Origin of the sequence: Paenibacillus sp. CFBP 13594, assembly GCF_014842675.1 — a bacterium.
GTDB classification, from domain to species: Bacteria; Bacillota; Bacilli; order Paenibacillales; family Paenibacillaceae; genus Paenibacillus; species Paenibacillus amylolyticus_B.
On the sequence record NZ_JACYVQ010000001.1, the window covers coordinates 920,744 to 936,088 of the forward strand.

Consider the following 15,345-nt stretch of genomic DNA (forward strand, 5'->3'; position numbering starts at 1 on the left):
CTAGTGACGTACTTTTACGCGTTGCAATCGCAGGGCGTTTAGAACGACGGATACCGAACTCAAGGCCATCGCTGCGCCTGCAACCCATGGTGCTAACAGACCGATAGCTGCAATAGGAATGCCTAAGGTGTTGTAACCAAGTGCCCAGAACAAGTTTTGCTTAATGTTGCGCATAGTCTTACGACTCATGTAGATAGCATCAGGAATACTGGATAGATCGCCGCGCATGAGTGTTACATCAGCTGCTTCCATCGCTACATCTGTCCCCGTACCAATCGCCATACCAATATCTGCAGTTGCCAAAGCGGGTGCATCATTGATACCATCGCCAACCATGGCCACTTTTTTACCTTGTGATTGCAGTTTTTTCACTTCTTCCGCTTTTCCTTCAGGTAAGACCTCTGCACGAACGTGGTCAATACCTACTTGAGCAGCGATGGCTTTTGCCGTCCGTTCATTGTCACCTGTAATCATAATGACCTTAATGCCCATTTCTTTCAGACGGTTTACTGCAGCTTTCGAAGTTTCTTTAATTGTGTCTGCCACAGCGACCATACCTGCATATTGACCATCAATGGCAACCAGCATCGCAGTTTTGCCCGCTTCTTCCAAACGTGACATCGAATGATAAGCTGCTTTTGCATCGATATTATACTTTTCCATCAGTCGACGTGTACCCACGAGTAGCTGTTTACCTTCAACCATTGCTTGGATTCCGAAACCCGGAAATGCTTCAAAGGATTGAGTTCCTGGTAGTTCGATATTTCGTTCCTGGATGCCTACAACGATGGCTTCTGCAAGTGGATGCTCAGAATTTTTCTCTGCAGCTCCAACAAGTTTCAGGAATTCATTTTCATTGCCAAGAGCGACGACGTCAGTCAATTCAGGTTTACCTTTTGTAACAGTACCGGTTTTATCCAGAAGGATCGCATCAATTTTATGCGTCTGCTCCAGATGTTCCCCGCCTTTGAACAACACCCCTAGTTCAGCCGAACGACCAGACCCCGCCATAATGGATGTTGGGGTTGCAAGTCCAAGTGCACAAGGACATGCGATAACAAGAATCGCAATTGCTTTTTCTAACGAACCTGCAAAATCGCCTGGTGTAACCCAGAAGTACCAAACCACAAAAGCAACTATTGCAATCCCTACAACGATCGGGACGAATATGCCCGAGATCACATCGGCTACCCGCTGAATTGGTGCTTTTGATCCCTGAGCTTCTTCAACAACCTTAATAATTTGTGCAAGAGCGGTTTCTTTACCTACTTTGGTTGCTTTGATCCGAAGAATACCGTTTTTATTAATCGTAGCTCCAATCACAGCATCCCCGACTTTTTTCTCTACTGGAAGGCTTTCACCCGTAAGCATGGATTCATCTACAGATGAGATCCCTTCCAGCACCTCTCCGTCTACAGGAACTTTATCTCCTGGACGAATAAGGACAACATCTCCTACAATGACTTCATCCACTGGAATGGTAAGTTCTTTGCCATCCCGAACCACTAATGCCGTCTTCGCCTGCAGACTCATCAGTGATTTAATCGCCTCTGATGTTCGGCCTTTCGCAAGTGATTCAAACAATTTACCCATAAGAACCAATGTAATCAGGACCGCACTCGTTTCATAATAGAGGGATGGACCATGATGCATCCCTTCAACCATACTTGACCATTGAATGGTTAAATATAAACTATAGAAGTAGGCTGCTGAGGTACCAAGTGATACCAACACATCCATGTTGGCACTCCCGTTCCGGAGAGCCTTATACGCACCCACATAGAACTGTCTACCAATATAAAATTGTACTGGTGAAGCCAGAATTAGTTGGAACCACGGATTCATAAACAATTCCGGTACATAGATCCATGAAGTGAACGAGAAGTGACCTACCATAGTCCACAACAGCGGCAAGGAAAGAATCGCCGCAATCAGTAATTTCCGTTTTTGATTACTCAGTTCTTTAGCACGATGGTCACTTGCACCATTGCTGGTACCGTCTTCCTTGACGATTGCCGTATAACCGAGTTTTTTCACCTTGTTTTTCATGTCTTCGATGGAAACTTCACCAGAGGAAAATTCAACTCGGGCAGTTTCCATGGCGAAGTTTACTGAAGCGTTAGTAACGCCGGGCAGCTTGTTCAGGCCTTTTTCAATTTTGTTCGCACATGCTGCACAGGTCATGCCTTCAAGATTGAATTGCGCAACCTCTGATACGGAACCATATCCAAGTTTTTTGATTTTTTCCTCAAGTTCTTTCATTTCCACTTTCGTGGGATCATACGTTACACTTGCCTTCTCCAAAGCAAAGTTAACATTCGCTGATGTGACCCCGTCCATTTTGCCGAGTCCTTTTTCGATTTTGTTTGCACAAGCTGCACAGGTCATACCTGTAATTTGTATACTCGACTGTTTCGTCTGAGCCTCTGCTATTGCCAAAATAACTCACTCCCCTCTTCGTCCATTACTTACGCTACTTCGTAGCCTTGCTCTTCAATAACTTCTTTAATTTGCTCCAAGGAGACTTGATTTTCATCATACGTCGCTTCAACCGAATCATCACTGAGGTTCACCTTGCCACTCACTCCGATTTCTTTCAGAGCACCTTCGATGGAGTTTACACAATGTTGGCAGCTCATACCTTGTACATTCAAAACAATGTTTTTCATCTTATTTCGTCCCTTCTTGTGGGTGATTTTTTGGTTTAGTTTGACCTAAACGATGGGCTAAACTCTCGAGTCCAATTTTTCAGGTCTCATCAAGCTCTTGTACAATACAATACCCCCCTACCCTATATTAGTCAACATATTTTTATACCCCCATACCCTATGCGGACTATCTTTCTCGTTAGATCAATGAATTTATGGAGAGAAGAACCGATTATTTATATGCTGATTGGTAATCTGACCATGTTCTTGTCCTTGATTTGGGAATAAAACTTGTACCGATAAAACAAAAAAGCCGCTAAAATAGCGACTTCAATGGGACCATGATCTAGTCCCTCGATATGAAATTCCTTTATTTATTGTTGAATGTTACTCCATCCGCTTACATCACATTGTCCATAATCATTATCACCCACAGCCACCATCGTACCATCCGATTTTAGTCCAATCGTATGGGCACACCCCGCCGAAATAGCTCGAATTTCGTGCCAGCCACTTACATCGCATTGGTGATGTTTATTCGAACCCACAGCAACCATCGTACCATCAGACTTAAGAGCAACGGTATGATAACTCCCCGCTGCTACTGCTACAATATCGCGCCAACCGCTTACGTCGCATTCACCTTCATTATTTCTTCCCACAGCCACTACCGTGCCATCCGATTTGAGCCCAACCGTATGAAGATACCCCGCCGAAACAGCTAATATGTCGCCCCAGTCGTGTACGTTACATTGGTTATACTTATTGTTACCAACCGCTGTTACCGTTCCGTCTATTTTTAGACCGACTGTATGCCAGTCACCCGTCGTGACCGATACAATATCATGCCAGCTGCTCACGTTGCATTCCCCTTCATTATTTCGCCCCATCGCAACCACGGTGCCATCTGATTTAACCCCAACCGTACGGCACCAACCTGCCGAAACGGTTACGATATCGCGCCATTCGCTTACATTGCATTGGTCATGCTTATTCCAACCTATAGCTGTTACCGTACCATCAGATTTAAGACCAACGGTATGGGCATTACCTGTATTCGTAGCCATATGAACATTACCCGCTGCAACTGCGACGATATCGCACCAATCGCTTACCTTACATTGACCATATTTATTATCACCCGCAGCTGTTACTGTTCCGTCAGATTTAAGGGCAACGGTATGACGACGACCCGCCGCTATGGTACAGTTACGGAGCCGTTTCGTCTCAAAAACCGCTTCATTCCGTGAATTGTTGTAGTCCATTTCTTTCTCCCCTCCACAAATTGAAAATCCGCCGTTAGTTCAACTACAAGACATAACGTTTAGCGTTCATATCTTTCACAGAAAACATGCTCAAGAGGACATCAACATATTACTCTTATTCAACGTTGTATGTAATAATCTTGGCTGTCAAGATAACGGAACCACGCCGTACTAATCCAGGTATGTTGGTATCACCCTTCTGAAGGATTCATCCTTGTTTTAGTCGAAACAATATGGATAAATGTATCTGCCGCGTGATTTCTCTCATTTTATATGTTTAATATGCCAATGCAAAATTTTGAGACAAAAAATACCGACCCTTCAATTTCAAAGGTCGGTTTACCCAAATCGGGAGAAGAAAACAATGGTTATAGCTGTATTATATCCACCCCATGACGTTATATACTGTATTCTGCTCTAACTCTATGTTTATGTTGGCATATCAGTAATATCAACGCTCATATGTTCCGTAAGCATTAAGGTCACATCCACTTTCACTTTGCTCCACAATAATGTCATTTTGTGAAGGTAACCTCTTACCGAATAATTTACTGTTAAACTCAGCTCGGATCTCTCCTCTTCAATGATTTTTATATGATGTTCCTTTAAACTTTGTTTTGATTTGTACATCTCTAAAGCAATTTTCTTTTGGGTACCGTCCAGGTAATCAATATACACCGATTTCATTTTAAAGTTTGAAGCGTATATTTTATGCTTATCTACCTCCAGAGCACCTAAAAGATACGGAAGCTCTACCAGCCTCTTTACGAGTGCAAGTTCCTCAGAAGTTTGTCTCACCGTACACACCTCCTCCTTCTTCAAACTTTACAGTGACCAATTGATCAAAATCGACCCATTCAAATCCATTATCCATTTCAATTTTTATTTTTTTTCCAAAGGCGCTGACTGAAGTGACGATTCCGTGTATATACCGATTGCCTGACTCATTAAACACTTCAAAGGTGGCTTGCAACGTATAGTTGAGGGACATATCTATATGTTGAGCAATAATCTCCCACTCATCTTCATGAATCAGTGGTTTCGCTTGATGATGAATTTGAGTACGATGCTGTATAATTCGTTCTTTATGTTGTGGAAGCATCATGCGGCTCGATTCCCATAATCCATTGGCCTCCAGTTTTTTGCTCATTTGTAATGCCCCCCAATTTTAGATGCTCTATCAATCGCTTGACCCGCAGCCGTAATGGAGCTCGCTCGAAGAATGGCAATGTCGCCATATCGATCCTTAATGTTGTCCATCACCTGATCAATGGCTCGTTTCTGCTCTTGATCATCAAAGAAAGATAGTTGATATGTATCCGCATTGGATAATTGAGACAGGGATACGCCTACACGGCGCACAGGTTGCCCATCCCAATGTTGATGGAATATGCGTTTGGCGATCTTGCACACATCAACGGTTATGTTTGTAGGATCAGACAGTTTAACTTGCCTATGAAAACCAGTTGGGTGATCAAAATCTGCTCCCGATACACTCACAGATATGACACTACCCATCAGCCCTTTTTTACGGGCTCTTCTGCACACTTCTGTACAGATATCGAGAATAACCACTTCGATCTCCCATGCTTCTGTGAAATCTCTAGGCAGGGTCATTCCGTTTCCGATATCCTTTTGTGTGCTGTGTGTGTTGACGGTTACCGGCGAATTGTCGAGTCCATTGGCGACTCTCCAGATGACTTCTCCATTAACACCCCACTTGCTTCTTAATTTGGAAAGAGGTGTATTCGCCAGGTCTTTAATGGTTCGGATACCCATCTTCCACAGATGTTTTTCCATTCTTGAGCCAATCCCCCACATATCGCGGATGGGCTTATCTCCAATGTGAAGATGCAACTCCTCTTTCTTTAAGTGAAAAATGCCACCCTCCGCTTTTTTAGCAATCATATCGCAGCATAATTTACTGATAATTTTGTTTTCACCAATGCCTGCTCTGGCATAAACCCCTGTTTCATTATAGATTTTGTCTTGAATTTGTTTGGCCAGATCGATTGGATCATTACCAAATAGATGCATAGACCCTGTAACATCAGCAAATAATTCGTCTATACTGTATGGCTCGACCAGATCGGTGAATTCCTCAATAATGGACATGATTTGAGTGGAAACTTCGATGTATTCTTGCATGTGAGGTTTTACAATGATCAGTTCAGGGCATTTCTGAAGAGACTGCCAGAGTGGTTCCGCGGTAGATACACCTTTAGCTTTGGCCAACGGACAAGCGGCAAGGATAATGCCAGAACGTCTTGCTGGATCGCCTGCAACGGCGAGTGGTTTATTTTTGTATTGGGGCATTTTTGCCTTTTCGACTGAAGCATAAAAACTCTGCATATCAATGAGCATAATGGTTCGCTGCTTAGTCCACACTGAAATCACTCCTGTACATTTAAGAACGTATGTTTCTATATATTATAAACCGAACATACGTTCTTTATGCAAGAGGTAAATATTTATATTTGGCATAGGACCATCGAATTCGGAGCGTCCGATTTATACAAACCCCATTTACTATAGAATTACGCAGCTCCAGGGTTCTGTTCGTTGACATCCACCTTTAAGTGGTGTCTTTTGTAAGCCCCTTGTCCTCATGTTCCCTCCCCTTATAAAGCTAGATATTGTAGAATAAAGCTAGAGATGATCGTTCTTATTCTACAGGAGGAAATGACATGTTGAAGGAAAAGTGTCCCACAGAGAACGGCTCTATTTTTTCAAAGCTGGCACTCGGTCTAGTTTTGATGTTTATGCTGATTGTACTGATCTTCTGGTGGATCTATCGATTAAATGTGGAAGATATTCAACGAGAGTTAGAAAAGAATAAATTGGGCGAAGTGCGATTCATGTCCTCTCAGCTATCGAATCAATTTGAGCAGGTATTAATGAATGCGCTAACATTATCAGAGGATCAATCCGTCAGAGGTTATACATATGTTCTTCATTACGGAAATGATTTTGCTAAATACAAGGCCAAGCTGGAGCTCATTGAGAAGCTGGCATTAAACAGTGCTTCCACCTCATGGAACAATACCATTATTTTGTATTATCCGGATCAAAAGGACACGGTATCTTCTGATCCCCAGTTTTCATTTCGATCATTCTCCATGTCCAAAGATCCGCTCGATCAATGGATATTACATATGAACAAGGATGGTACAGGTTATTATTCACATCTTACCAAGGGACATCGAGGGCCGATGTATATCGAGATCAGGATCTCATTAGATGTTTTGCAGAAAATGATGTCTGATTATACATCCGGAACACCGATGCTGTATGATTCCCATTTTAAAACAGCCATTCGAGGTTCAGGCTCCCTTGGACTTGCCCAGGCTGATGCTCAGGTTGTTCCACAGCTCAGAAATGACAGAGGTTTCTTTGAAATCTCCTTTCAGGACAGGAGTTACTTCATCACTTATATGAAAGCAAGTATTCTGGATTTGTACTTTATCGACTATCATCCAACCAATCAGCTTCAGCAATCGATTTCACGTAACAATACGCTGTTTGTGCTGGCACTTGTAGCCCTGCTGCTTCTTTCGCTTTTGTACATCTTGGCTCTGCGTAATCAGATTCAACAACCCATTATTCGGTTGCGTAAAGCGATCGACCGGTTTGACCGGGGAGATTTCTCCAGCCGTGTCGACGAAACTCAAATTATGGAATTTAAAATCCTGGGTCGATCGTTCAACCGAATGGCTGAGAATACGCAGACATTAATTGAGCAGGTCCTTATTGGAGAACTTTCCGTCAAAGAGGCCAGACTCAAGCAGTATCAGGCTCAGATCAATCCCCATTTCCTATACAACTGTCTCAACTATATCCAGAGCAAATCGAGTGTAAAGGATTATGAATCGGTCACAGCCATGACCTTGGAGCTGGCTTCCTACTGCCGTTATATTCATCGTATTGAAGATATGGATTCGACGCTGGGTGAAGAGCTTCGTTTTGTGAATCATTACATGTCCATTATTCATATGCGAAAAAAAACGATCACTTTTGATATCGATGTACCCAAAGAGCTTCTCTCGGTCCGTATCCCTCGTATGATTTTGCAGCCACTCGTTGAAAATGGGGTCAAACATGGGATTGAACCCTCCATGGGTTCAGGGAAAATTACGATTCGCGCGGAGCAGGACCATGAGGTCATCCGTATCATCGTTGCAGATAATGGTGTGGGCATGCCGGAAGAGCGACTGTCACTGATCTGCAAACACATGAATGAACTAACCCGCCCAGAGGAACAGATCGGAACAGGAGTTCGAAATGTCAATCAGCGAATCAGACTCACATATGGTAAACGATCGGGCTTGTCCGTTCAATCCAGCTTATATGAAGGTACCCTGTGCATCATTACTATACATAAGGAGGATATTGCAGATGCATCAGATTCTGTTAGTTGACGATGAATCCTATGTGATTGACGATCTTGAGATCTCATTTCCATGGGATGAATATCGGATCGAGCGTATTCACAAAGCATATTCCGGAATGCAGGCTTTATCCATTCTGGATGAACAGACCGTAGATATCGTGATTACCGATATTTCAATGCCGGTGATGAACGGACTTGAGCTGATTCGGCAGATCAAGGCGTCTAAACCCAACCTGCCCTGTATTTTGCTCACCGGTTATGCCGAGTTCGAGTATGCGAAAGAAGCGACCAGACACGGGGTTGTTGAGTATTTGCTAAAACCGCTTGATGTCGAAAAACTGGCGGCATGTCTGGAAAAAACAGTGCTTTCCATTGAGGAACAAATCCGCAGAGCCTTGTCCTATGAACAGGCGATGAACTCGTTTCGCGAGCACCTGCCTTCGTTGAAGGACAGGCTGCTGAATCAGTTGATTGAAGGTAATCGTTATGCAGAAGATGCTTTGAACGACAAGTTGGCACACTATCATCTGCCCTTCCATGCCGAAGATGAAGTTCAACTCGTTCTGGTACGCCTGGAAGAACATTTCACCAGGCATACAACGAGCAGCTTGCAGTTGTTTGAGTATGCCGTGACCAACATCGCATGTGAGTTATACAACACAGCTTTTCATACCTGGCATTGTCGTGATCATTACGATTATCTGGTTTTCTTGTTAAAGTTAAGTCACAGTAAGCAATTGCCGGAGCAGGATCAGCTGGAGGATCAGAATCAGTGTCTCACGCATATCTCCCTACAGCTGCATCATAATGTCAATGAATATCTGAAAGGTGGCATTTCCGTCATCCTGAGCCAGAAGGGTAAACTCCAGCATGATATCCGGGACATGTATGAGCAAGCCCAGTCCGCTCTCAAAAAGCAGGTAGGTAACGGTATAGGGTACTTCCTTTCCCTTCAGGAAAGCTATCGTCCCGTATCCATTCGTTCCTTGCATATTTTATATGAACCACCAACCTTCAATCATTTGCTTGAAACGGGACAATGGGAAGTATTCAAAGAACGTCTGCACCGAATTGAGACTGGGTATAGCACGCTGCCTGAACAAACTGAAGAACATCTGGATGAGATTCAGATTATATTGTTATCGGCTTTTCATTACATTGCCCACAAAAATCATGCGCTGTTATCCGATTTGGTCGGAAACGAATGGGTTCCGCGTATGCCCTTTCGGTCTGTATCCCAACTTACAGATTGGGCTGAGAACATGCTTGATCGACTGCGCATGAAGCTGGAAGAACAGTCTTTAGGTGAGCAACATGATGTCATTCATCAGATCAAGACGTTTGTTTCCGCCAATCTGCACTCCCTTAGCCTTCAATCGATCGCAGATCATGTATGTTTGCATCCGGTGTACGTCTCCAAGCTGTTTAAACAATTTCAAGGCATCAGCTTGAGTGAGTACATTCTAAGTGTCAAAATGGATCTTGCCCTCTACCTGCTTAATCATTCGCAGGATAAGGTATATGAGATTTCCGATAAACTGGGCTACGCCAACTCCCAATACTTCATCAAGGTGTTTCGCGATAAATTCGGTATGACGCCTCAGGATTACCGTGAGCAATAAAGTTAAAAAACCGCACTTCATGTACACAGGTAAATGAAACTCCTTGTACATGAAGTGCGGTTCGTTTTTTATTTTATCGTGTCATACCATGCGTTTACTTCTTCCGTGATCTGTTTACCGCCAGAAGACATGTACTGTTGCACAAATGCATCAAAATCATCAATGGGTGCTTGGCCATAAATTATTTTATTCAACACTTCCTTTTCCAGCTTGCTCAGCATATCGCCTCGGGAAACTTGTGTTTTCGTGGGTACACCCGTGAACATCTCAGGCATGATAATATCTTTTTGGTCAATGACAATCTTGGCGGCCTTAATCTGTTCAGGGATACGGTCTGCCAGGTTTTTCTCATACTGAGTGGTTGGTTCTTTACCCCCTGCAAGTTCTGCCAGGGTATTCATCATCAGGTTAGGGATAATCGCGCCGTCAAACGTCAACGTATAACGGATCGCATCAATCCAGCCGCCAGGAATTTTGTCGCTTTGCAGTTCTTTATAGACGGTTCCGTCTGGAGCGATGTCATAATCATAACCTTTAGCAAATCCGTGCACGAACGTTGTGCTGTCCGGATTAGCCCAGTGATCAAACAAATAGTTCTGGTATACAAAGAATGCATCTTTATGTTCCATATCCTTATTGATGAGAACGGCTCCTGTACTAATTGGCGTCCCATGTCGTCCCATCTTTCCTTCAGGGCCAGCCGGAAGTGGATATGCTTTATATTCAGCATCAGGCACGTTTTTTTGCAGATCCGGGAGCGGCCAGCCTGTCATCCAGTAAGGGCCAACGATTATACCGGACTTGCCTGCAGTAAACGCCTCCGTTGCTTTGGGTTCATCATAAAGTCCCGCTTCCTTATCAATGTATCCTTTTTCCATCCACTCTTTCATTTTCGTCAGTGCGGGCTTCATCTCTGGCTGGATGGAGCCGTAGGCAAGTGAACCGTCTACTGCTTTGTTCCACTGATTAGGCATCGCTCCAAACATGCCAAAAATCCAGCCGGATTCCGACATCCAGGTGTTCAGATCATTCTTGAAACCTACAGACAAAGCCATCGTATCCTTCTTGCCGTTGCCATCCGGATCTTGATTGACGAAGGCATCCATCACCGTTTCCAACTCGGCTAAATTGGTTGGTGCTTTCAAGTTTAACTTCTTGAGCCAATCTTCCCGAATGTACATGACGGGATCATTATTGTAAGCGTTCTCCAGAATAGGAATAGCCATACGTTTGCCATCACGCATATATGGGTTCCATACGTTTGGATCTTCCGCCATCGCTTTTTTGTATACATCGGAGGCATATTTATCAAATAATTCCCCCGCATCCGTGAATTGACCCGATTCGATCAAATCACTGATTAGCGTAGAGTCACCACGGAAAGAGATAATATCCGGCATTTTCTGACCCGAGGTTAACATGAGACGAAGTTTGGTCTGGTACGCATTATTTTGTTCACTCACCGTCCATAAGTATTTAATATCGATCCCCAGTGTATCGTGAACCCACTTCGTATGAACGTTATTTTCAATGTTTTCCCCATTTTTGAACTTTAAGCTGCTGGTGATCGGAAATACAGTCGAAATGGTAACCGGTTCAACATATTTACCATTTTCAAACGGAGCGGAATAAAATTCATTACTGTCGCTAGGCTTGTTCTCTGATGTCGATTCATTGCTGCACGCTGCGAGCACACCAGATAACATTGTGGCAGCCATCAATATGCGAAGCGGTTTTTGCCATGTTTTAAACATGTTGTCTCCCCCATATCATTCTAAATTGGTTAGATCTAAATCCGTCTTACTCTTTAACAGCACCAAGTACAATCCCTTTAACAAAAAAGCGTTGCAGTAAGGGGTATACAACCAAAATCGGTGCCATGCCAATGAATATCTGAGCTGCCTTGATCGTCCGTTGTGAGATGTTCTCCAGGTCTTCGGGCCGCACGGAAACTTTACTGAAGTCCTGCTGTACGATGATCGTCTGGAGGAAGGTGGCTAATGGATACTTTTCGTGATCCGTCAGGAAAATCAACCCATCGAACCAGGCGTTCCAGTGCCCTACCATGGAGAACAGGGAGAGTGTAGCGATGGCTGGCATCGACACGGGCAAAAAGACAGAGATCAATGTTCGAAAGTAACCCGCACCATCGATGAAGGCAGCCTCCTCCAGCTCTTTGGGAACGTTGCGGAAGAAATTCAATAAAAGAATCATGTTCCAGACAGATACCGCTCCAGGAAGGATAAGCACCCACATCGTGTTGAGTAAATTGAGTTTCTGGATAAGAATGTAGAATGGAATTAATCCTCCGCTGAACAGCATCGTAAATACAAAATACCAGGTGTAGATGTTACGTCGTTTGAAGCTGCGATTCTCCCGGGATAAAGGGTAGGCCGCCAGCGTGACAATAACCATACTCAGGATTGTACCCAGCACGGTTCGCTGTATTGCAATCCATAGGGAACGAAGGAAGTTCTCATTGGCCAATGTTTTCTCATAAGCATCAAGTGTAAATTCCACCGGAAAGAGTCCAACCAGATTCGCATTGGCAGCTGCTTTACCGCTGAAGGAGACTGCGAGAATGTGAATCAACGGGATTATACAGAGTAGTGATAATAAAATTAAGAACGTATAGTTAAACACGGTGAATACTTTGTACGGCTTGGTTTTATGATACATGCGGTGAGGTCTCCTTTCTAGAAAATACGGTAGTTCGCAAATTTATACGCTGCACGGTATGCGATCACGATCAGCACGAATCCAACCACCGATTTGAAAAGTCCGACTGCAGCCGAGAATCCAAACTTACCATCGATGAGACCTACCCGATAAACAAAGGTGTCGATGATATCTCCCTTATCGTAAACGAGCGGATTATACAGATTGAAAATCTGATCGAATCCTCCGTTCAGGATATTCCCGAGGGACAACGTTCCTACAACAATCATGATGGGAATGAGAGCCGGAATCGTAATGGACCAGGTCTGCTGCCAGCGACTTGCTCCGTCCACCTCAGCTGCCTCGTACAGTGCTGGATTAATGCCTGCCAGCGAGGCAAGAAAGATAATGGCACCAAACCCGAATTCCTTCCAGATATCACTTGTAACAACGACGATTCTAAACCAAGTGCCATCCCCAAGGAAAAAGATCGGTTCAAGACCAAACACCGCCCCAAGAAACTGATTGATCATACCTTTTGTTGCAAGCATGTCCAGCAAAATTCCGCCTAGTATGACCCATGACAGAAAGTGCGGCAGATAAACGAACGTTTGTATACTCTTCTTGAAGGTTTCCTTTCGTACTTCGTTAAGGAGTAAGGCAAAGATCAGCGGTGCAATCAGACCTCCAATCAGTTTCAAACCTGCAATAATCAGGGTGTTCCAGATCACCTGCACATTCTCCGGCATACTGAACAGGAATTGGAAATGCTCCAGTCCGATCCAGGAAGACTTTGCAAACCCGAGCCAGGGCTTATAATCCTGAAAAGCAATGACCAATCCGCCCATCGGTATGTACGCAAATATGAACGTCAAAATAACTGCTGGCAATAACATCAGATCCAGTGCCAGCGTTCGCCTGGAGCCTTTTTTGCGTTTGGTACGCCGGGGACTCGGACGAATCACATCGACTTGGGTGGGTGTGGTGGCTTTGGCATTACTCATTCGTGTGCTCCCCCTCTTTCTCTATTGGTTTCAGAGACGTCAGCCAAGGTTCTGTTTAATCTCCGTAGGTTTAAGTATAGATTGGCTCCCTCCAAGTCAACATGATAAAACCATAGCTTCGATAACAAATTGTTAATATGACTTGTTGTTTGCACGAAAAGAACCCCCGTACATATGGATCGTTCTCTCCACAAGTACGAGGGTTCTGACTTTACAGTGATAACTAACGAAGATTTAATGTTTGTCTTTTCCTACAAAAGAGAGAATGCCATACGCTATCCTCAGAGATGTAAGGCGTTTCAATGAATAGTTTCAGCTCAGCAGGGTCATCGCTGTACTGGAATGTTCCAGTGACCTTATGCCAAGTATTCCATTGCGCTTTAAGGATCTGCAAGCTGTCGATCGAATTCCAGCTTTCGGCAGCTGAAGCAGCTCTTTCATCGAGAACATGGGTCCATGATAGGAGCGTTCACGGTTGGCAACTAACATGCTTGACTTCCCTTCATGTGCTTCCTTTTCTGTTACTGTGAGGTTTTTCGTACCAATCCGTGCAGTCCATCCCTGAAGTGTACCATCTTCAAAAAAACAAAATGTTATCATCTGTTATGTAGAGCGTCATAAACTATGCTGCATCAGAATGTCTACTACCGTTATTACTTAGAAATCGCATCGGGGATATATCCTCCAGCTTCAAGAACTACGGGTGATCCAACGAAGAGCCTTTTGGGTTTTGCACGAGGTTAGCCAGCTTGGTTGTAAATTCTTCGACCATGTTAGAAAGCGGTTCATCTGTTCGTGTGATTCTCCCCAAGATGGCTTTCTCAGAGCTGAATTGTTGTAAAGGAACTGTTACGAATTGTTCACGATAGGTGGAAGACAACGCATTTAATATAAAATCTGGAGCAATCGTTATAGCATTGCCGTAAACAATCATTTGGCACAATGCATCGATGTTATTCGTGATCAAGGCGATACGGTTGGTAAGATTAGTGGACATTAACGTATGAGCGATATTTTCAATATGTTCGTCTTTGTATAAAACAAATACTTCATTATGCAAGTCTTCAGGTGAAATTGTTTTGAAAAAGCGTAATGACGACCGGTTGTTCATGATCAACACTGCGTTGCCTTCAACGATAGGAACCCATTCGAACAAGTTGTCGCGTTGGCTTTTATTATATGAGAGTAATCCCATGTGCGCATAACCCTCTTGAACATGTTTCATCACCGTTAGTGTATCTCCTTCGATCATCTGAACTTTGAGTGTGGGATATGTATCCATCAGCTCCAACATGGTCTGCACCACTTGAGGAACAAAACCAGGAATGGTGGAGATCGTGATGTACTCTAAGGATTTGTCCTTGAAACTGAGCAATGCACTCTGCATGTTTTCAATATTTTTGAGGACGGCTGCCGCATGCTGCAGAATAAGCTCTCCTTCTGCTGTTGGTACGACTCCTTTTTTGGTACGGTAAAAAATAACGGTATCCATCTCTTCTTCCAATTGTTTAATGGACTGACTGATCGTTGGCACGGTGAGATGATGCACGCTTGCGGCCTTCGTGAATGAACCCCACTGTGCAGCAGATAACAAATATTGCAACTGTGAAATATTCATTTCATCCCTCTTATCCTTAAAATAATATTTATGATACTAAATTATATTTAAATATATTTTATGATTGTATTCAAGTATTCTTTATATAGGAGGTCGATATGATGCGGAGTATACGAAGTTTCTTAGTCGAATTGTTGCTG

At 43.6% G+C, this 15,345-nt stretch carries 13 protein-coding genes; 2 read left to right on the top strand and 11 right to left on the bottom strand.

The window, feature by feature from the left end; all coding sequences use genetic code 11:
* From IFU39_RS04260 to IFU39_RS04285, 6 genes are all read right to left on the bottom strand, one after another.
* Nucleotides 1–2,439, bottom strand: a complete 2,439-nt coding sequence (locus IFU39_RS04260; RefSeq protein WP_274599248.1) for a heavy metal translocating P-type ATPase — start codon at nucleotides 2,437–2,439, stop codon at nucleotides 1–3.
* 29 nt (nucleotides 2,440–2,468) lie between these two features.
* A complete protein-coding gene (locus IFU39_RS04265; protein WP_047843207.1) occupies nucleotides 2,469–2,669 on the bottom strand; it encodes a cation transporter in 201 nt (66 codons plus the stop codon).
* A gap of 353 nt (nucleotides 2,670–3,022) precedes the next feature.
* A complete protein-coding gene (locus IFU39_RS04270; RefSeq protein ID WP_192131398.1) occupies nucleotides 3,023–3,913 on the bottom strand; it encodes an RCC1 domain-containing protein in 891 nt (296 codons plus the stop codon).
* 429 nt (nucleotides 3,914–4,342) lie between these two features.
* Entirely contained in the window at nucleotides 4,343–4,711 is a 369-nt protein-coding gene (locus IFU39_RS04275; RefSeq protein WP_091020147.1) for a hypothetical protein, read from the bottom strand.
* Complete coding sequence (locus IFU39_RS04280; protein WP_091020148.1) at nucleotides 4,695–5,063, bottom strand: YolD-like family protein; 369 nt, start codon at nucleotides 5,061–5,063, stop codon at nucleotides 4,695–4,697. Before IFU39_RS04280 ends, IFU39_RS04275 begins: the two co-directional genes overlap by 17 nt.
* Nucleotides 5,060–6,277, bottom strand: a complete 1,218-nt coding sequence (locus IFU39_RS04285) for a DNA polymerase IV (protein ID WP_192131974.1) — start codon at nucleotides 6,275–6,277, stop codon at nucleotides 5,060–5,062. The genes IFU39_RS04280 and IFU39_RS04285 overlap by 4 nt, the downstream gene beginning before the upstream one ends.
* A gap of 323 nt (nucleotides 6,278–6,600) precedes the next feature.
* On the opposite strand from IFU39_RS04285, the gene IFU39_RS04290 reads away from it, so the two are divergent.
* Together IFU39_RS04290 and IFU39_RS04295 are read left to right on the top strand one after the other, a co-directional pair.
* Nucleotides 6,601–8,331, top strand: a complete 1,731-nt coding sequence (locus IFU39_RS04290; protein WP_192131400.1) for a sensor histidine kinase — start codon at nucleotides 6,601–6,603, stop codon at nucleotides 8,329–8,331.
* On the top strand, nucleotides 8,309–9,925 hold the full coding sequence (locus IFU39_RS04295) for a response regulator (protein ID WP_192131401.1): 1,617 nt from the start codon (nucleotides 8,309–8,311) through the stop codon (nucleotides 9,923–9,925). Before IFU39_RS04290 ends, IFU39_RS04295 begins: the two co-directional genes overlap by 23 nt.
* A gap of 68 nt (nucleotides 9,926–9,993) precedes the next feature.
* Here the strand turns inward: IFU39_RS04295 and IFU39_RS04300 are convergent, their stop codons facing one another.
* The 5 genes from IFU39_RS04300 to IFU39_RS04320 all read right to left on the bottom strand — a co-directional run bounded on the left by IFU39_RS04300 (nucleotide 9,994) and on the right by IFU39_RS04320 (nucleotide 15,205).
* Nucleotides 9,994–11,679 (bottom strand): extracellular solute-binding protein, encoded by a 1,686-nt coding sequence (locus IFU39_RS04300; RefSeq protein WP_192131402.1) that lies wholly within the window; start codon nucleotides 11,677–11,679, stop codon nucleotides 9,994–9,996.
* A gap of 46 nt (nucleotides 11,680–11,725) precedes the next feature.
* Nucleotides 11,726–12,604, bottom strand: a complete 879-nt coding sequence (locus IFU39_RS04305) for a carbohydrate ABC transporter permease (RefSeq protein ID WP_091020156.1) — start codon at nucleotides 12,602–12,604, stop codon at nucleotides 11,726–11,728.
* A 17-nt stretch (nucleotides 12,605–12,621) separates the two neighbouring features.
* Nucleotides 12,622–13,479 (bottom strand): ABC transporter permease, encoded by an 858-nt coding sequence (locus IFU39_RS04310; protein WP_223199996.1) that lies wholly within the window; start codon nucleotides 13,477–13,479, stop codon nucleotides 12,622–12,624.
* Between the two features lie 420 nt (nucleotides 13,480–13,899).
* Nucleotides 13,900–14,187, bottom strand: a complete 288-nt coding sequence (locus IFU39_RS04315) for a carbohydrate binding domain-containing protein (protein ID WP_192131404.1) — start codon at nucleotides 14,185–14,187, stop codon at nucleotides 13,900–13,902.
* 97 nt (nucleotides 14,188–14,284) lie between these two features.
* Nucleotides 14,285–15,205, bottom strand: a complete 921-nt coding sequence (locus IFU39_RS04320; RefSeq protein WP_192131406.1) for a LysR family transcriptional regulator — start codon at nucleotides 15,203–15,205, stop codon at nucleotides 14,285–14,287.
* Nucleotides 15,206–15,345 lie beyond the last annotated feature (140 nt).